At 54.5% G+C, this 18,008-nt stretch carries 15 protein-coding genes; 8 read left to right on the top strand and 7 right to left on the bottom strand.

Annotated elements, in window-relative coordinates; translation table 11 throughout:
* Together H6G13_RS29170 and H6G13_RS15260 are read right to left on the bottom strand one after the other, a co-directional pair.
* Positions 1-1,656, bottom strand: coding sequence for a HAMP domain-containing sensor histidine kinase (locus H6G13_RS29170; protein WP_190484149.1), 1,656 nt, complete (start codon positions 1,654-1,656; stop codon positions 1-3).
* Positions 1,657-1,825: 169 nt separating this feature from the next.
* Positions 1,826-2,182 carry a hypothetical protein gene (locus tag H6G13_RS15260; RefSeq protein WP_190484147.1) on the bottom strand — a complete coding sequence of 119 codons (357 nt, stop codon included), beginning with the start codon at positions 2,180-2,182 and terminating at the stop codon, positions 1,826-1,828.
* Between the two features lie 636 nt (positions 2,183-2,818).
* On the opposite strand from H6G13_RS15260, the gene H6G13_RS15255 reads away from it, so the two are divergent.
* The 4 genes from H6G13_RS15255 (at position 2,819) to H6G13_RS15240 (ending at position 8,222) form a co-directional block, all read left to right on the top strand.
* On the top strand, positions 2,819-3,448 hold the full coding sequence (locus tag H6G13_RS15255) for a hypothetical protein (protein WP_190484145.1): 630 nt from the start codon (positions 2,819-2,821) through the stop codon (positions 3,446-3,448).
* 307 nt (positions 3,449-3,755) lie between these two features.
* Positions 3,756-5,603 (top strand): biosynthetic-type acetolactate synthase large subunit, encoded by a 1,848-nt coding sequence (gene ilvB, locus H6G13_RS15250; protein ID WP_190484143.1) that lies wholly within the window; start codon positions 3,756-3,758, stop codon positions 5,601-5,603.
* Positions 5,604-5,753: 150 nt separating this feature from the next.
* A complete protein-coding gene (locus tag H6G13_RS15245) occupies positions 5,754-6,314 on the top strand; it encodes a hypothetical protein (RefSeq protein WP_190484141.1) in 561 nt (186 codons plus the stop codon).
* Positions 6,315-6,566: 252 nt separating this feature from the next.
* Entirely contained in the window at positions 6,567-8,222 is a 1,656-nt protein-coding gene (locus tag H6G13_RS15240) for a penicillin-binding protein 2 (RefSeq protein ID WP_242028340.1), read from the top strand.
* A gap of 86 nt (positions 8,223-8,308) precedes the next feature.
* Here the strand turns inward: H6G13_RS15240 and gmk are convergent, their stop codons facing one another.
* Both gmk and H6G13_RS15230 read right to left on the bottom strand, forming a co-directional pair.
* Positions 8,309-8,944, bottom strand: a complete 636-nt coding sequence (gene gmk, locus H6G13_RS15235) for a guanylate kinase (RefSeq protein WP_190484137.1) — start codon at positions 8,942-8,944, stop codon at positions 8,309-8,311.
* 39 nt (positions 8,945-8,983) lie between these two features.
* A complete protein-coding gene (locus tag H6G13_RS15230; RefSeq protein WP_190484135.1) occupies positions 8,984-9,736 on the bottom strand; it encodes a phycocyanobilin:ferredoxin oxidoreductase in 753 nt (250 codons plus the stop codon).
* 189 nt (positions 9,737-9,925) lie between these two features.
* Here H6G13_RS15230 and H6G13_RS15225 point away from each other — a divergent pair, with 189 nt between their 5' ends.
* Complete coding sequence (locus H6G13_RS15225) at positions 9,926-11,059, top strand: AI-2E family transporter (RefSeq protein ID WP_190484133.1); 1,134 nt, start codon at positions 9,926-9,928, stop codon at positions 11,057-11,059.
* A gap of 47 nt (positions 11,060-11,106) precedes the next feature.
* Here the strand turns inward: H6G13_RS15225 and ppk1 are convergent, their stop codons facing one another.
* Entirely contained in the window at positions 11,107-13,269 is a 2,163-nt protein-coding gene (gene ppk1, locus H6G13_RS15220; RefSeq protein ID WP_190484131.1) for a polyphosphate kinase 1, read from the bottom strand.
* A gap of 380 nt (positions 13,270-13,649) precedes the next feature.
* Here ppk1 and atpD point away from each other — a divergent pair, with 380 nt between their 5' ends.
* Positions 13,650-15,104 (top strand): F0F1 ATP synthase subunit beta, encoded by a 1,455-nt coding sequence (gene atpD, locus H6G13_RS15215; RefSeq protein ID WP_190484129.1) that lies wholly within the window; start codon positions 13,650-13,652, stop codon positions 15,102-15,104.
* Between the two features lie 95 nt (positions 15,105-15,199).
* Complete coding sequence (atpC, locus tag H6G13_RS15210) at positions 15,200-15,607, top strand: ATP synthase F1 subunit epsilon (protein ID WP_190484127.1); 408 nt, start codon at positions 15,200-15,202, stop codon at positions 15,605-15,607.
* A 131-nt stretch (positions 15,608-15,738) separates the two neighbouring features.
* Here atpC and H6G13_RS15205 read toward each other — a convergent pair whose 3' ends face one another.
* Entirely contained in the window at positions 15,739-16,038 is a 300-nt protein-coding gene (locus H6G13_RS15205) for a 30S ribosomal protein PSRP-3 (RefSeq protein WP_190484125.1), read from the bottom strand.
* A 90-nt stretch (positions 16,039-16,128) separates the two neighbouring features.
* Here H6G13_RS15205 and H6G13_RS15200 point away from each other — a divergent pair, with 90 nt between their 5' ends.
* Complete coding sequence (locus H6G13_RS15200) at positions 16,129-16,962, top strand: TIGR01548 family HAD-type hydrolase (RefSeq protein ID WP_190484123.1); 834 nt, start codon at positions 16,129-16,131, stop codon at positions 16,960-16,962.
* Positions 16,963-17,097: 135 nt separating this feature from the next.
* On the opposite strand, the gene H6G13_RS15195 is transcribed toward H6G13_RS15200, so the two are convergent.
* On the bottom strand, positions 17,098-17,823 hold the full coding sequence (locus tag H6G13_RS15195; RefSeq protein ID WP_190484367.1) for a DUF4114 domain-containing protein: 726 nt from the start codon (positions 17,821-17,823) through the stop codon (positions 17,098-17,100).
* Positions 17,824-18,008: the final 185 nt, after the last annotated feature.

Genomic DNA, 18,008 nt, shown 5'->3' with positions numbered 1-18,008 from the left:
CTACAAACTGCGTGTCTCTAGCGGTAAATAAACTGTCAGCACCTCACCCCGCTGGGGCTTTTGCCGAACAATCAGCTTGCCGCCTAACGCCTGAAAGAGGTTCTTGGTTGCAGCTAGGTTCAAACTCAGGCCGCCCGTCTCAGGTTGGAACATGAGCAGATGCCCTACCGAGCGAAATGGGGATACTGCAGCCCGTTGACAGGTAGAAGTCTCCGCAGCCGGTTTGGCCTCTGCCTTGGGCTGCGACTGAAACTGCAGCTTGAGCTGATGCCCTGCCAGACTGACCACTAGCTTGATGTGACTATAGGGCGGCAGGCTGTGGGTAAAGCGGTCGATCAGGCCCGTCAACACCTGGTTAAGCATGGTCGAATCGCTGGTCACCATCGGCATTTGAGAGGGAACTTTGACTTCCAGCGTCAGGTTGCGCCGCTGGGCCTGCTGCTGCCAGAGGGCAATCGAGTCCTGAAAGATCTGACTCAGAGAAATCGCTGTGAGCGTTGAATGGGGCTGCTTAGGGCCTTCGGTTTCAAGTTCGACAGCCCGGAAGATCAGGTTGAACCTGTCAATTTGCTGGGTGCACTCCCGATCGATCAGCTTGAGTCGCTTAATCGCCTCCTCAGGCAAATCTTTGCGTTTTAAGAGTGATCGCGTGAAGGTGCGAATGGTGGTGAGGGGCGTGCGAATCTCGTGGGCCATTGCCTTGAGCAGCTCTGCATCACGGCCAGTAGCATCAGCCGTTGCCGGTTCTGCAGATGCCCCATCGGCCGGGGCTGCCCCCTGCAACAGGCCCAAGGGCTGGCTGGCTGGGGGCGAGGAAAACCCGTTTGCAGTTGCTGCCGCTGGGACTTCCCAAGAAGCCAGCCGCACCTCTGGATCCGCTGTTGCAGAAGCAGAGCTGGTGCTAAACTGATGCCGCAGTTGGGTCAGCAGTAGCCGGGTGAACTGGGTCACGACTTGGTAGTGGGGAGGCTGCGGGGCAAAGGGTTCGGCTACGCTGTCTAGCGTCGGTAGCAGGGGAGGCCGGATCTGGGCCACGCGCGATCGCAACTGCTGCCAGACCTGCTGGTTAATCTTGGGCTCAAAGGAAAACTGAAACTGGGGTCTACCCTGGGGGCCATTGGCCAACACCAGCGACAGACTAAAAGTTGGGGTCAGCACCAGACAAAACCGCTCAGCCGATAGCGGATCACCAGCGGGCAGCGGAATGGTCTGCAGCGTTTCTGACGAGTGCCCTCCCCCTTTACCGTCATCGGGCAGCAGGGGTCGCGCCACCGCTAACAGCCCTTCAAGAGGTTGGGGAATCAACACCCAACTTGACAACCGCTGGCCTAGGGACTGGTCCCACAGCACCGGTAGCGGCCCCGACAACACCATGCCTTCCCAAGTTGCTAGACCCTCCTCGTCTGCCCTAAGACCTTGATCGAGGTGGGCGTGCAGCATGTGAGTGAGCGCAGCGATCGCACTCCACCACTCGGCCTCAGCCTGTAGCCGCTGCTGGTTGCGATCGCTGGTCGAGGGCGATTTTTGCCCTAAGGATGCTCCCGCCGAAGACGAGGATTCCCACACTCCGGCTGCCGCTGCATCCGGCCAAAAAGACGCGCCCCCCGCTTCGTCGCTCGCCAATAACTCACTTAAGGAGGGATAGTTTTGATTCACAGTTCTATCCTCTGCCAATTCTGCAACCCATATGCTTAGCCAACTCCAGGCATGCCCGCAGCGCCTAGTGAAAGGCAACAATCAGGCTAGGTTTGTTCACCTATTACGAGACTACGCCCTGGCTGCAAATTGGGCTATGGGTAGAACCGAACGTCAGCGGAGAGTTTTCTCAACCGAACCAAGAAGAAGGCAAAAATGCTGAATCCGAGGGATCCAATGTAGAGGAACTGCCCCAAGCCTGTCGGGGGTTCAGCAAATGCTCAATGCCCTGGTGAATTAACTGCTCAATCTGCTGGTGCTGCTCCGCAGAATAACAGTTACCCGGCGACTCTAATGAGCAGGCAGCCACGTGGTCCATACTGACGTAAAATCCCGGAATACGGCTCAAAACATAAGCCACTAAACGCTCACGCACGGCAGGGGAAGCAAAGGTTTGCTGGTAGGGATAAAAAGGATAGCCCAAGAGCAGTACATTAATCTTTTCCGTAACTACTGGTAGAGCCAGGTTGACAATAGTTTGCGACATTTTGGATCTCCAGCCCAGTCAGGGCATCAGTAACGTTGTTTAAGACAAAGACAATCAGCAAAACTCAAGCGTTGTATCGGCTTCTATACCTTGTTTGAGAAAGCTTCTGCACTAAACTAGAATGGAGCCAATGAAAGCCATAGCTCCGTTAACTCGAATTCAAAACAGCGAATTCAGCAGCGATTTCCAGGTCAACTTGTAACCCTCTATACCAAATCCCTCTTGATGGGTCTTGAAAGAGCTTTTGCTGTGAACAGGACAGGGATCGCGGTAAAAAGCATTAATAAAAGGCTCTTTGGTAAGTCAAATCCTACATAATCGGAAAAACGCTACCTTTATCTTGGGCTTCAAAACGGCTTTAATTTTCAGTCGAAGCCTGTACCGTCTTATCTCTAGTTGTAGATAAAAGCTAATTTTTTGTATCTAATAAAAACTAGATTTACGCAAAAATAAACTTGCTGAAATCTAAGTTCATGGAGTCTCAGAGCTTTGTTCCTGCTGATGTAAAGATTCACTCAACTGATGGATGAAAACCACCTCATTGTTTGCCCAGGATTTCATGATCCCGCGCTGACTCAATCGCTGCTACGTAGCCTCACCTGCAACCCTGTATTTCGAAGTTTGTCAATCCAGATCATGCCCACTCAAGAGTCTCCTTGGAGTGTGCTTTCGGGCTACCAAGTACGGCAATTTTTAGCGGCGGCTCTCGGGGTTACTGACCCGGAGTTGCGCCAGGCTGCGCCAGCGGTTAACCTCTTCTTCCTGTCCTTTAGCGCAGGCTGTTTGGGCGCAGTAGCGGCGGCCCGCCACTGGTATGCCCTTGGGGGCAGCGTTGGCGCTCTGTTTGCTGTCGATGGTTGGGGAGTAGCCCTGGCAGAGCCTTTCCCGGTTTACCGTCTCAGCCACGATCGATTTACCCACGAAACTTCAGCGCTTCTGGGCAGTCAGCACACTGACTTTTACGCTGACCCGCCCGTTTCCCACCTCGATCTTTGGCGTAGCCCCCACGAGGCGTTGGGCTGGCAGGTGGTGGGTAAGAAAGCAATTGCTGAAGACTGGTCAAAGGACTGGCCTTTAGAGAACGGCTCTCAGAGAATTCGCCCTGCTGCTCTAGATCTGGCAAATCAGCAGCAGGGACAGGGTACTGATCCCAGCTTGGCCAAATGGAGTCTAGCAAGAACGCCAACTACGGCTGCTGACTTCATCTGTACTTGGCTAGAGCAGGCGCTCAAATTGCCTCCCACAACAGCACAGTCAGGATGCTAAAAGAAGTCAAGATGCTGATAGAATAATTCGATCAATGTCATCATTAATTAACATCAGCTAGCCATTTTGAGGCTGATTTTCCTAAAGCTAAGGGGTGCAAAGCCACCAAAGCACGTCCTCTCTGATTCAGTCAGGCAGGGCAAGACGCGGTATATCGATGCACCCATGGCGCGCTATCCCTGCAGAGCCTCCAGCGATTAAATGCCCCCTGTTAGGGTCGCAAGGAAGCCCAATTTCAGGGCATGATAAATAAAAATAATTTTTTTAATGTATTGGTGGTCACACTAAAGAGTCGAGCTGCTGTCCCATGACTTCTCCCGTTCAAGCCCAAAGTAACGTTCTTGTCCGCCGTGCAACAGGTGCTTTTGCCCTGATTGATAGCCTGAAACGTCACGGGGTTCAGCACATTTTTGGCTACCCTGGTGGAGCTATTCTGCCGATTTACGATGAACTGTACCGAGCTGAGGCAGCAGGCGACGTTAAGCATATTCTGGTTCGCCACGAGCAGGGCGCAGCCCATGCAGCCGATGGGTATGCGCGGGCAACCGGCAAGGTAGGCGTCTGTTTTGCCACCTCTGGGCCAGGCGCGACTAACCTGGTGACTGGCATCGCCACTGCCCAAATGGACTCTATTCCAATGGTGATCATTACCGGGCAGGTGCCTTCGCATGCCATTGGCAGTGATGCCTTTCAGGAGACCGACATCTACGGCATCACCCTGCCTATTGTGAAGCACTCCTATGTGGCTCGAGAAGCCCACCAGATCCCTCACATTGTGGCCGAGGCTTTCTACATCGCCAGCACAGGGCGACCGGGTCCGGTGCTAATTGATGTACCCAAAGATATTGGCCTGGTAGAGTTTGACTACGAGCCGGTGCCCCCCAACACGGTTCGTCTGCCCGGCTATCGGCCTACTGTGAAGGGCAATCCCCGGCAGATTAACCACGCCATTCGGCTATTGCGACAGGCAGAGCGGCCTCTGCTCTATGTGGGTGGCGGTGCGATCGCATCCAACGCCCATGAGCAAATTAAGCAGCTGGCCGAGCACTTCCAAATGCCTGTGACCACCACGCTGATGGGCAAAGGTGCCTTTGACGAACACCATCCCTTAGCAGTTGGCATGCTAGGCATGCACGGCACCGCTTACGCCAACTTCTCAGTGAGCGAGTGCGACCTGCTCATTGCCGTCGGAGCTCGCTTCGACGATCGGGTGACCGGCAAGCTAGACGAGTTTGCCTCCCGAGCCAAAGTCATTCACATCGATATCGATCCGGCAGAAGTCGGCAAAAACCGAGCCCCCGACGTGCCGATTGTTGGCGACGTCAAAACAGTTTTAACCGAGCTGCTGCGCCGCCTGCAGGAGGAGCAGCTGCCGCTACCGGATCAGACCCTAGCTTGGCGAGAGCGCGTCAATCGCTGGCGGCAAGACTATCCCCTAGTCGTGCCCTCCTACGACAAGATTTTGTCTCCTCAGGAAGTCATTGTAGAGCTGGGGCGACAGGCTCCCCAGGCCTACTACACAACTGACGTGGGGCAGCATCAGATGTGGTCTGCTCAGTTTTTGAAGAACGGTCCTCGCCGCTGGATCTCCAGCGCCGGTTTGGGCACGATGGGCTTTGGCCTGCCCGCTGCAATGGGCGCGAAAACGGCTCTGCCCGAGGAAACGGTCATCTGCATTAGTGGCGATGCCAGCTTCCAAATGAACCTGCAGGAGCTGGGGACGCTGGCTCAGTACGGCATTGCTGTCAAAACCGTTGTTGTCAACAACGGCTGGCAGGGTATGGTGCGTCAGTGGCAGCAGGCATTTCATGGGGAGCGCTATTCCTGCTCCAACATGGAAATCGGGATGCCCAATTTTGAAATACTGGCTCAGGCTTACGGCATCAAGGGCATTGTCGTTCATGATCGGGCCGATCTCTCAGCCGCTGTCGCCGACATGCTGGCCCATGACGGGCCGGTGCTGATGGATGTACACGTTCGCCGAGACGAAAACTGCTATCCAATGGTGGCTCCTGGTAAGAGCAACGCTCAGATGATTGGTCTGCCGGTACTGCCCCAACAAGGGCGGCCTGTGGAGCAGCTCCAGTGCAGTAGCTGTGGTAGCGAAACCCTCTCGACTAACAAGTTCTGCCCTGAGTGCGGCACAAAACTCTAGCAGGCGAGCGGTTCTAGCGCCTTGAAGCTAATTCTCTCAATCCTTTAAAGTGGGGTGCTGAATAGCGCTCCACTTTATTTATATGGGCGATGCATTTTCATCAGAATGCAGTATCCTGGCTGCAGTTCTCGCGTGGTGCGGAGTGAATCGATGTCTGCTGCCCTTAAACCCCGTATTTCAACCCCAAGCCGTCCGCATAATTTCCAGCAGACAGCGGATCGGGTTACGGCACTGGCCAATCTTTCTTGTACAGGCCAACGGTCAGCAGGGCCAGTGGGGCTTAACAGCACTGTGCTAGCAGCGGTTCCTCCGCCTCGGCACCTACAGGCTGTACCCTCTGCTCCGGTATGGTCTCGCCGCAGTCAACTGCTGGCTGCTTTTAACACCGGCATTTCGATGCTGACTAGCTTGCTGGTGGTGACGGCGCTGGGAGGTTACGGCTATACCGTCTACGTAGACCGGCAGCTGGATGAGTCTTCGGCTCGCTTAAACAGCCTGCAGAGCAACGGGCAGCAGCTCACAACAATGAACGAGGTGCTAAAGACCTATATGGCAGATCAGGCGGAGCGCCCCAGCACTGGGCTACAGCCACCCCGGCCCGCCAATGTGATCTTCCTCAAACCGGCTCAACAGCGAACCCCTTCTAGTGTTGAGGCACCGGCCCCGGCAGAGGCCAAACCAGTGTCGCAGTTAGCCCCTCTCGGTTACTAGGCTTTGAATGAGATCGGTTTGTGGATTTCTGGTTCAGCTATGGCGAGTTCTGCAGATTCTCCCTCTCTCAAAAAGCCCCTCTTTAAAAGGCAGCTGAGGAGACAGCCCCTTTTTAGAAAGCAGCTTAGACGACGGCACCCGGATAAACGGCGGCAGCCCCAGCGCCCAGAGCGAGGGCAAAAGCCACGCAGTCCCTTGGGGGCATCGCATCGGCCTACCCGTCTTCGGGCTCTTATCGTGTGGGGTCTATTGATGCTAGGCATTGTTGCCCTAGGGGTGAGGCTTGCCCATCTGCAGCTTGTGCAAGGGCCAACCTTAATCCAGATGGCCCGGCAGCAGCAGTTCATTCCAGATGTGCCCCGTCCGGCCCGTCGCCCCATCGTCGATCGCGAAGGCAACGTGCTGGCGGTTGATCGCATTATCTATACGCTCTATGCCCACCCACAGCTATTTAAGAGAGCGCCTGCTGAAGTCGCAGAAGGACTCAGCCCTCTGCTGGAGATCTCCCAGGATGAGCTGCTAAACCGCTTCAGCCAACAAAATAGCGGCATTCAGCTGAGCCTTGACCTGACGCCAGAGGCCGCAGAACGGGTTCGCAATTTGCGGCTAGATGGCCTAGAACTGCTGCCCCAACAGCAGCGCTTTTATCCTCAGCAGAGCCTGTTTGCCCCCATTGTAGGATTTGTCAATGTCGAGGGTGTGCCCCAGGCTGGGCTAGAAAGCGCCTTTGAGGAGGAGCTGTTAATGGAGACTGGGGCAGGGGATGCGTCAGCCGTGCCGCCAGCAGCAGGGCTCAACCCCTCGGTGCCTTCTGAGTTAACGGCCCCGCTCAAGCTGCAGCTAACGTTGGACAGCCGGTTACAGCGGGTTGCTCAGCAGGAGCTGCAAAACACGGTCGCTCGGCATGGGGCCAAACGGGGAACAGCTATGGTGATGGATGCCCAAACCGGCGCACTGCTAGCCATGGCCACCAGTCCGACCTACGATCCTAACCGGTACTACGAATCGGACATCACAGCCTTTAGGAACTGGGCGGTTAGCGATCTTTATGAACCGGGTTCGACTTTTAAGCCGATTAATATTGCGATCGCATTAGAAGTGGGAGCCATCACCCCAGAAGACAGCATCTACGACGAAGGACGGCTGCAGTTCGGCCAGTGGACAATTCAAAACTCAGACTATAGTCACGTAGGCGGACGGGGTCCCCTCTCTATTACCGACGTGCTGAAGTACTCCAGCAACGTGGGCATGGTCCACATCATGGACCGAGTCCGCAGCGCCACTTATTTCGACTGGCTGCAGCGCTTGGGTCTAGGCCGCTCCACGGGCATTGACCTGCCCTCAGAAGTCGTGGGGCAGCTCAAAGACCGAAATCAGTTTGTCAACAGTGCTGTTGAGTCGGCCACAGCCTCCTTCGGCCAAGGATTTGCCCTGACACCGATGCAGGTTCTTCAAATGCAGGCGACTTTAGCCAATGGGGGAAAACTAGTTACTCCTCACGTTGTCCAAGGCTTGGTAGACGACAAAGGCAGTCTTCGCTGGCAGCCAGATCGGCCCTCTCCTCAACCTTTGTTCTCTCCAGAGACAACTCAGGCCGTCATGGGGATGATGGAAAAAGTGGTGAGTGAGGGAACCGGCAAACCTGCCCAGCTGCCGGGCTACCGGGTGGGGGGTAAAACCGGAACGGCTCAAAAAGTGACCGATGCAGGGGTGTATGGCAACGGGCGGATCACAAGCTTTGTAAGTATCTTGCCCGTTGAGGCTCCGCGTTATGTGGTGCTAGCTGTCATTGATGAGCCCTTTGGTGACAACGCCTACGGCTCAACAGTAGCCGCGCCCCTAGTCAAGAGCATTATGGAATCGCTGGTGGTGATTCAGCGAATTCCGCCAGCCCAAGCAGCTCAGTAAAGAACCTGCTGGTTGTGAGGTGCGATGGGCCCCAAAGGGCCGATTTTTGACCATCGCGCCTCAAGCCAAACTGGTATCAACCCGCGCTAATCCTGAAACAGGATCTGCTCTAGCTGGTTAAGCGCCGCTTGAAAGTCATCATTGATAATCTGGATATCAAATTCGGTCGCAGCCTCAATTTCAGTTTGAGCTCGTTGCAGCCGCTTTTGAATGGAATCTTCGGCGTCCTGCCCGCGCTGGCGAATCCGCTGCTCTAGCTCACTCAGCGAAGGCGGCAAAACAAACAGCTGCAGCGCCTCTGGGAAAGAGGATCTAACTTGACGGGCTCCTTCCAGCTCAATCTCTAGGATGACCCAGTGGCCCGCCTGAATTAAATTGCTGACAGGTTGCCTGGGAGTGCCGTAGAAGTTACCCGCAAATTCGGCCCACTCCAGCAGCTGCCCCTGGTCAACCATCTGCCGAAATTCATCGCGACTGATGAAATAGTAATGCTGACCGTGTACCTCCCCAGGGCGCGGCGAGCGAGTTGTGGCCGATACTGAGAGCTGCAGCTCAGGATGACGCTGCAGCAGCGCCCGCAGCAGCGTGCCCTTGCCCACACCACTGGGGCCAGTAAACACAATTAGACGGCCCAAACGAAGGTTATTGATAGATCCATTGCCGGTTACGGCAGAAGTCTCAGGGGTCTCAAGGGTGGCGGTTGCAGAATAGAGCACAGTCATAGGTGTCAAGGCTGCTTCAGCGGATACGGATTTCTTATTCTATTCAAGACTGGGCACGTCAAAAAGGACGGTTGTCATGTATCTTTCGGCCCAGTCATCACCAAAAGCCTTTTCTAGCACCCGACGGGTCTTGTCATTTTGCTGCTGCTGCTGGCAGTAACGCTGTTGCCCCGCTAGAACAACGGCAGCTTCTTTGGGGTTAGGTGGGGTCGCAACCGCCTGCTGGCAGTGAACCTCTAAGTAGTCGGCAATGCGCTGCACGAAGGCGGCTTCTTCCTCGGTGTCTGCTGGACGAATGAACAGACAGAAGGGGGAGAAGATGGTGCCCCAGGTCGGCAGATCTCGGGCCTGAGAAAAAGAATGGGCAGGTAGAGCACTGAGCGCCTGGGTGTAGGCGTCAGATAGACTAGGCGCTGCTTCGGGGGCGGTGCTCACTACGGGTGAGAGATCGACAATGGCTGCACTGATTTGTCCTCGACCGCCGACCAAGTCGCACCCAAACATCGGCAGGGCATAGTCAGGACGGGGAAACATGACGCAGTGGAGAATATCAAGGGATTGCCCCACCCGAGCTAGCTCCAGATGCAGCTTGCGAAACTGGGGAGTCTGGTAGCATCGATTCTCAATCACCAGCCGCTCTCCTTCCAAGCGGCCTTCTACGTATCCCAAATCCTCCGGCAGCGTATAGGGAGAGAGATCCAGGTGGCGCTGCCAGACAGCTTCAATGGTGTCTGCGAGCTGCCGGATCATAGGGTGCTGCTGTTGCCGGATAGAGGCAGAAGTGGCTGACATGGCTGAATTAGGGTTAAAACTCCAGCATATCAGTCTGCTGAGTAGCTGGTGTTTGAGGCCCAATCAGGCTACCGTCACCGCGCAACCCTCAGGTTTCCAGGTATTCTGAAGGCTAGCGCAGCGTTTAGAAAGACGAGGCCTGCATTGGCGAATTTCCACCGTCGATCCATCAATTTAGAGTAGCCAGCCGTGAAACTCACAGATTGGATTAGCCTCGCTTGCCTAGGGATCGTTTTGGTCATTTTGTGGCAGTTTCGGCAGATTGTGCTGCTGATTTTTGCGGCAGTGGTGCTTGCGATCGCACTCAATAGCCTAGTTCGTCGTTTCATCAACCGCCTGGGCTGGAAGCGAGGGCAGGCAGTGCTAGCCGCCATGAGCATCGTGGGGCTCAGCAGCCTGCTACTGCTGGTGCTAGTGCTGCCCCTATTCATCAGCCAGTTTCAGGAACTGCTCGTCCTAATTCCTAGCGGTTTTGAGCAGCTGGGCCAATGGTTTGACGCTTTTAATGCCAATCCGCCTGAGTGGTTCCCCGAACCAGACGTCGATCTGTTGCCCAATTTCTCCGATCTGTTAGAGCAGGCAACCTCCTTGGGTTCCCGGGCGTTTGGCAACTTCTTTAGCTTTTTCTCCAGCTCAGTGGCGATCCTGCTGCAGATGCTGCTGCTGCTAGTGCTAACCCTGATGATTTTGTCAGACCCTTTAGCCTACCGACGACTGCTGCTAAGGTTGTTTCCCTCGTTTTACCGCCGTCGGGCCGACCACATTTTGGCCCGTTGCGAAGCGACTCTTCTAAACTGGCTAGGCGGCGTAGCGATCAATTCAGCCTTTGTTGCCATTCTCAGCTTTACTGGGCTCATTCTCCTGGGCGTGCCCTATGCTTTCGCCCACGCAGTGCTAACCGGCATTTTCAACTTCATTCCCAATATCGGGCCGACCATTAGCCTTGTTTTCCCCGTTTTTGTAGCCCTACTGCAGTCCCCTGGCAAAGCCCTAGCCGTCATTGTCCTATACCTACTAATTCAGAACCTGGAAAGCTACTGGTTTGGCCCCATGATGATGCAGAAGCAGGTGGCGCTGCTGCCAGCCGCGACCCTCATTGCTCAGATTTTCTTCGCCACTTTTTTGGGACCCCTCGGGCTGATTCTAGCCCTGCCATTGGCAGTCATCTGCAAAGTCTGGGTTGAAGAAGCCTGGATCATTGATGTTTTAGAAAGGGAAGACTCGGCTACTGCCCTTGCTCCTGCGCTGCCAGCAGCTGATCCGCCTGTAATATCGCCAGCAGTCCCGCCAGCAGTCCCTGCGACTGAAGACGAGCTGCCCTAGATTGAGCAATCCCCAACTGGCCGTTCCTAAACACTTTGACGCCTGTGCTAGCTAACCTTTTGCAGCGTCTGCGCCATGATCACAGCATGGGTGGAGAGCTCTGGTTCGTCCGCTGCTGGTCGCCGCTGAATAAATTGTCCATCTGGCTGCAGTTCCCAAGCCTGGCGGTTGTCTTTTAGAGAGATTTCCAGGATGGTTTTGATTTCATCCTTCAGCTTCACATCCTCTACCGGCACAACCGCCTCTACTCGGCGATCCAGGTTGCGCGTCATCCAGTCAGCGCTGCCAATGTACAGCTCTTCCTGATCGGCGTTGTAGAAGTAGAAGATGCGGGAATGCTCTAGGAAACGGCCAATGACGCTGATCACCCGAATATTTTCGCTGATTCCTGGCAGCCCAGGCCGCAGGCAGCAGGTGCCTCGCACAATCAGATCAATCTGCACCCCAGCCTGTGAAGCCTCGTAGAGCAGCCGAATAATCCTGCCGTCTACAAGGGAGTTCATCTTGGCGATGATTTTGCCAGTGCCGCCTGCCTGAGCGTGATCAATCTCCCGCTGGATTAGGGCCACCATGCGATCGCGCAGCGTTAGAGGAGCCACCAACAGCTTGCGATAGGCCCGCTGCAGCGAATACCCCGTGAGAAAATTGAACAAATCGCTGAGGTCAGCCCCCAGATCCCCCCGGCAGCTAAACAGCCCTAAATCCGTATAAAGCTTGGAGGTCTTGGGATTGTAGTTACCCGTCCCAATATGCACGTAGCGGCGGATCTCGTCGCCCTCCAACCGCACAACCAAAGTCGTTTTGGTATGGGTCTTGAGCCCAACCAGGCCGTAGACCACATGGACCCCAGCATTCTCCAATTGTTTAGCCCAGACAATGTTATTTTCCTCATCAAAGCGGGCTTTTAACTCCACCAGCGCCACCACCTGCTTGCGGTTTTCTGCCGCTCGAATCAGCGCATGCACAATAGGAGAATCGCCAGAGGTGCGGTAGAGCGTTATTTTAATTGCTAGCACCTTAGGATCTTGAGCAGCCTGGGTAATAAACTCCTGCACCGACTTGGTAAAAGACTCATAGGGGTGATGCACCAAAATGTCCCCCTCCCGGATCGCCGCAAAGATATTGGGAGCGTGCTCCACAAAAACCTCTTCCCCGTTCTCATCAAGATCGACCACTGGGCGCAGTCGAGGAGGGGTAATGCTGCTCCAGTGCTTGTCCTTAAGATCGGGCAGCGGCAGTGACAAAAAGAAAAACAAATCCTTCAGGTTTAGCAGCCCGTCAATCTCATAGACCTCGTTTTCAGTCACCTTCAGTTCCTGCATCAGGCCCTGACACAGATCAGCCGGCATCGTTGAGGCAACTTCTAGTCGGCAGATAAAGCCAACCAGGCGGCGCTTACTAATCTCCTGCTCAATGGCAAGCAATAGATCGTCGGCCTCGTCTTCCTTGACCGGAAAATCAGCATCTCGGGTGAGCCGAAAAAGGTGATGATCCTTGATCGTCATGCCGGGAAACAGGAAATCCAAATGTTCTGCAATCACCTGCTCTAGGGGCACTCCCACCCAGAGGTAGGTTTCTCCCTGATAAATATTGAGCGGCTCTGGCAGCGTCACAAACCGAGGTAAGCTGCCAGGCACCTTAACGCGTGCCAGTTTTTGAGTGCCATTTTCTGGATTTTCGACCCGCACAGCCAGGTTCAGGCTGAGGTTTGACATGCGGGGAAAAGGGTGAGCCGGATCGACGCTCAAGGGCGTCAGCACGGGAAAGATTCGCTTCTCAAAGTACGCCTTCAAATGCACCTTTTGCGCCTGCTCAAGATCCGCATAGTCCAGCAAATAGGCTCCGTGCTGCCTGAGCTCAGGGCAGAGCGTCTGCTTAAAGACTCGATCCTGCTCAGCTAGCTTCTCACGCAGGTGACCTCGAATGGCCTCAAGCTGTTGGGCGGGAGGCATACCATCTGGCGTTTTAGGGTGTACTCCTACCTGCACCTGATCCATCAGGCCCGACACCCGCACCATGAAAAATTCGTCTAGGTTCGAGCTAAAAACTGCCAGAAACTTCAGTCGCTCCAATAGGGGCGTGCGTTCGTCTAAAGCTTCATGCAGCACGCGGTCATTAAACTTCAGCCAGCTCAGATCCCGGTTGAAATAGTACTGCGGATCATTTAGATCAATGCTGAGTTTTGCTACTGCTGCCTTTGCCTTCGTCATTGCTTTACCTGAAGCTTTAGCCGCAACATTGTATGGGTTTAACTTGATCCTCAGGTTAAGGGTTTTTGGCGGCATTGGCCAAAGTCTAAACGTCCAGCTAGCTAACACCAGGTATTTTGGCAGTGGGGCTAGGTTGGTGCCGAAGGGAACAAAAGAAGAGTTAGCAGTTCGAACAACCTCTACAGCCAGAAGGCACTTTTACAGAAGAATTTTGGGTCTAGATTTTCTCTCTAGGAGACTCAACCGTAAGGACCTTGACTCAGTCTCTTTAAAGATCGTTACGAGGAATCATTCGGTGATAATCTGGAGGTTGGCGCTTTGGAACGTAACACTCTCTTAAGAAAGCCGCCGAATAAGCTGATCACGAGATAGGCGCAAGCATGGTCACCACTGCAGAGAAGACGAATATCGGCTACATCACTCAGATCATTGGCCCGGTTGTGGACGTTAAGTTTGCTAGCGGCCAGCTTCCCAAGATCTACAACGCCCTCAAAGTTCGGGGAACCAACCCGGCAGGCACCGAAGTTTCTGTAACCTGTGAAGTTCAACAGCTTCTGGGCGATTCCCAAGTGCGGGCTGTTGCCATGAGCTCCACCGATGGGATGGTGCGCGGCATGGAAGCCGTTGATACCGGTGCTCCCATCAGCGTTCCTGTCGGTGCAGCAACCCTAGGCCGGATTTTTAACGTGCTGGGCGAGCCTGTAGACGAAAAAGGTCCGGTTAACGCTGAAGTGACCTCTCCCATTCACCGCAATGCTCCTAAGCTAACGGAACTGGAAACCAAGCCTTCAGTATTTGAAACCGGAATTAAGGTTATTGACCTACTGGCTCCCTATCGTCGAGGCGGCAAAGTCGGCCTGTTTGGCGGTGCTGGTGTGGGCAAAACCGTTCTGATTCAGGAACTGATTAATAACATCGCCAAAGAGCACGGTGGCGTGTCTGTATTCGGCGGCGTGGGTGAGCGCACCCGCGAAGGTAACGACCTCTACAACGAATTTATTGAATCGGGCGTAATCAATGCCGACGACCTAGGGCAGTCCAAGGTTGCCCTGGTCTACGGTCAAATGAACGAGCCCCCCGGAGCCCGGATGCGGGTAGGTCTGTCGGCTCTGACGATGGCCGAGTATTTCCGGGACGTGAATAAGCAGGACGTGCTGCTGTTCATCGACAACATCTTCCGCTTTGTGCAGGCTGGCTCTGAAGTGTCTGCTCTGCTAGGCCGGATGCCTTCTGCTGTGGGATACCAGCCCACTCTAGGTAACGAGATGGGCATTCTGCAAGAGCGTATCACCTCGACTCTAGAAGGATCGATTACTTCGATTCAGGCAGTCTACGTTCCTGCAGACGACTTGACTGACCCAGCTCCTGCAACGACCTTTGCCCACCTAGATGCCACCACCGTACTCTCTCGGGGTCTGGCGTCTAAGGGTATTTACCCTGCGGTAGATCCGCTAGATTCTACCTCTACAATGCTTCAGCCCAGCATTGTAGGTGAGGAGCACTACCGCACGGCCCGTGCGGTTCAGGCAAACCTACAGCGCTATAAGGAACTGCAGGACATCATTGCCATTCTGGGCCTAGATGAGCTGTCTGAGGACGACCGGCTAACCGTAGCTCGGGCTCGTAAAATCGAGCGCTTCCTCTCCCAGCCCTTCTTCGTCGCTGAAGTCTTTACCGGCTCCCCTGGGAAGTACGTCAGCCTGGAAGACAGTATCAAGGGCTTCAATATGATCCTGGCAGGCGAACTAGATGACGTGCCTGAGCAGTGCTTCTACCTCAAGGGCGGCATTGACGAGGTGATAGCCGCTGCTGAGAAACTAAAGTCTGCTAGCTAACCCTGCCGCTGCCGCTAGCTTTTCTGGCAATACCGGGAGAGCTAGCGGCAGTGCAGGTCGATGCGTTGTCTATCACAGGGGTTCTTAAAACTGCTATGGCATTAACCGTGCGCGTCGTTGCGCCAGATAAGACGGTGTGGGATTCTCCCGCTGAAGAAGTAATTTTGCCCAGCACCACAGGGCAACTGGGTATTTTGAGCGGCCACGCTCCCCTGCTCACAGCTTTAGATGTTGGCGTACTGCGCGTTCGGGCTGACAAAGAGTGGGTTGCGATCGCACTTATGGGCGGTTTCGCCGAAGTCGAAGCAGACGAAGTCACGATTCTCGTCAATGGCGCGGAGCGCGGCGACGGAATTGATCGTGAAACTGCCCGCAAAACTTACGAAGAAGCCCAGACTCGCATGAATCAGGTCTCTGTCGATGACCGGCAGGCCACTATTCAGGCGAAGCAGTCGCTCAAACGGGCCCGGGCGCGTCTGCAGGCAGCAGGCGGCTCTATCTAACCCTGTTTCTGCTTTAAACCTTGAAATGGGGTAGCTAACGCTACCCCATTTGCTAAATAGCTAAGCACACAAAAAATCTCTGTCAGTTGCGACAGAGATTTTGAAACTTAAGGCGAGATTAGCAGACAAACTCACGAACTACCGGTAAAAGCCACTTCAGGGAATTTAGACTGAGCCTCCGTCATTGGACGGCCTTTCCCTTCTTCTTGCCAGTAGTTGATAATTTCGGTGGCCTTGTTGAGCAGATCGATCCGCTCAGTTTCCTCGATCCAGGGTTTGCCTTCCAATTCTGTCTTCATTTGCTCCCACGCATCATTGCGGGGCCAGAAGAAATAAGAAGTGAGAGGACTGGTGCCCTTCCCTACGACCTGGTCAACAGCCAGTGCGACATCGTTCTCAAGCCAGAGAACCTTTAGGACAAATCTTGACAAAGAAACCTCCGCTGCGACCTTGGGCAAAAATACTACAGTCCACTATCTTACCGTAATTGTTACCTTCGATAAAGGTTCTAGGTTAGCTTGATGACACGACCTGCCAGCCAAGCCATTGCTGTATTTGATATTGATGGCGTTTTAAGAGATGTTAGCGGCTCCTATCGCCGGGCCTTGGCAGACACGGTAGAAGCCTTTACCCAAGGAAAGTACCGCCCAAGCGTAGAGGAGATTGACTGGTTAAAGCGTGAGGGCTGCTGGAACAACGACTGGGAAGCTTCGCAGGAACTGGTTTTAAGATATTTTGAAGGCCAGGGCACAGCCCGTCAGGAGGTTGCTCTAGACTATTCGAGCGTGGTTCGGTTCTTCCAGAGCCGCTATCGAGGCCCCAACCCCGACAACCCCGATTACTGGACAGGCTACATTGCCGATGAGCCGATTTTGGCGCGGCGCGGCTATTTTGAGAGTCTGACCCAGTCTGGCGTTGCCTGGGGCTTTTTTAGTGGGGCTACCCAAGGATCTGCCCGGTTTATTTTGGAGCGGCGCATTGGCCTGAGTGCGCCGATTTTGGTAGCGATGGAAGATGCGCCAGGGAAGCCCGACCCTACCGGCCTGTTCTCTGTGGCTGAGAGCTTATTTAACCAGCATCAGCTGGCTGCCCCTACCCCAGTTGTGTATGTGGGCGATACGGTTGCTGACATGCAAACGGCGGTTGCGGCTGCCCAGCAGCGCTGCGATCGCATTTGGTTAGGCGTCGGCGTCTTGCCACCCCATGTTCGCCAGCAGGGGACGGCCTACGCTGCAGACTATGCCCAAGCGCTGCGGCAAGCAGGTGGCATTGCTGTTTTAGACGAAGTGGAGCAGCTGACTCCAGATCGAATTTGGGCTTTGGTATCTGCGGCCGTGACTGACGAAGGGCACTAGGCTGCGGGTGCAGCTGGCCTGGTTCCTCAAACTTTGGTTCGCCAAACTACAGCCTAAAACACTTGCTCCAATAAATAAGGGGGCATCGAAGCCCCCTTAAGGTTCAATCGCTTTAAATAGGGTTTTAGGCTAGATTTAGCCCTCAGCCACGCGGCGGCGCAGCGTTAAAGCTCCACCACCTACCACCAACATGCCGAGGATGACGGAGGGTTCGGGCACTTGGGAGGGAGCGCCCTCTTGAATGCCACGCACCACAAAAACGACATCGTTAAAGTCGCGGTCAGACCCCTGCTGCTGGGTGCCAAACAGATCCTCAAAGGCCAGCAGGACGTATTTCTGCTTTTCAACCACATCGAAGTACTCGAAGGCCAGCAGGTGCTCTAGCTGGTCAGGGTTTTTAGCAGGGTTGGCTCCGTAAGTATAGCCATTGGCGTTTTTGAAGCCGTCGGCCTTGATTGCGAAATCGAGCTGAGTGGGACCGCTGAAACTGCCCAGATTCACTCCCTGGCCCAGGGACAGAGGCCCGTCTTTTTCGGACAGAATGCTTTTGCTTGAAGAAATGTCGTTAAAAATCAGCGCGCTGGAACCACCATTGGCGCTGTAGAAGAGCTGGTTCCGGTATCTGGCCCCCTCATTGATGAAGAAGACCTCGACTGGATCGACCCCGTTCCAAAAAAGTGACTGAGGATTTAGCAGGGTAAGTTGGGCATCGTTGAGAAAATTTCCCTCGACATTAACTTTGGAGTTAAAGGTACTCCAGAGATCTGGACGGAGGGCAAGGGCGTGGGCTGGCTCTGTGGCTGTAAGACAAAGAGAAGCAGCCGACGCTGCAACCAAACTGGTTACAAACGTACGGTTCATGGGGAACTCCTTAGTTAAAGATAGGTTTGTTCGGGAACACGTCAGGGGCTGCCCAGCGAAAGGGGTAAGCAGCAATTCGGTCAGTGACTTAAGAGCTGCTGGTTGGCCGGGAAATCACGAATGAGCTAGCGTTTTGATCGTAAAAATTCTTGGCTGCTTTGTCTTGAGTGATTACCCCAGAGTTG

The organism is Pseudanabaena sp. FACHB-2040, assembly GCF_014696715.1.
In the GTDB taxonomy this organism is placed as follows: Bacteria; Cyanobacteriota; Cyanobacteriia; order Phormidesmidales; family Phormidesmidaceae; genus JACVSF01.
Note: the sequence above shows the minus strand (reverse complement) of the source record. Positions and strands in the feature narration are given on the sequence as shown.

Bases quoted from the DNA above. Each gene is read 5' to 3' on its own strand.
- H6G13_RS15260 (WP_190484147.1), bottom strand. From the start codon at position 2,182: ATGTCGCAAACTATTGTCAACCTGGCTCTACCAGTAGTTACGGAAAAG.
- H6G13_RS15255 (WP_190484145.1), top strand. From the start codon at position 2,819: ATGCCCACTCAAGAGTCTCCTTGGAGTGTGCTTTCGGGCTACCAAGTA.
- ilvB (WP_190484143.1), top strand. From the start codon at position 3,756: ATGACTTCTCCCGTTCAAGCCCAAAGTAACGTTCTTGTCCGCCGTGCA.
- H6G13_RS15245 (WP_190484141.1), top strand. From the start codon at position 5,754: ATGTCTGCTGCCCTTAAACCCCGTATTTCAACCCCAAGCCGTCCGCAT.
- H6G13_RS15240 (WP_242028340.1), top strand. From the start codon at position 6,567: ATGCTAGGCATTGTTGCCCTAGGGGTGAGGCTTGCCCATCTGCAGCTT.
- gmk (WP_190484137.1), bottom strand. From the start codon at position 8,944: ATGACTGTGCTCTATTCTGCAACCGCCACCCTTGAGACCCCTGAGACT.
- H6G13_RS15230 (WP_190484135.1), bottom strand. From the start codon at position 9,736: ATGTCAGCCACTTCTGCCTCTATCCGGCAACAGCAGCACCCTATGATC.
- ppk1 (WP_190484131.1), bottom strand. From the start codon at position 13,269: ATGACGAAGGCAAAGGCAGCAGTAGCAAAACTCAGCATTGATCTAAAT.
- atpD (WP_190484129.1), top strand. From the start codon at position 13,650: ATGGTCACCACTGCAGAGAAGACGAATATCGGCTACATCACTCAGATC.
- atpC (WP_190484127.1), top strand. From the start codon at position 15,200: ATGGCATTAACCGTGCGCGTCGTTGCGCCAGATAAGACGGTGTGGGAT.
- H6G13_RS15200 (WP_190484123.1), top strand. From the start codon at position 16,129: ATGACACGACCTGCCAGCCAAGCCATTGCTGTATTTGATATTGATGGC.
- H6G13_RS15195 (WP_190484367.1), bottom strand. From the start codon at position 17,823: ATGAACCGTACGTTTGTAACCAGTTTGGTTGCAGCGTCGGCTGCTTCT.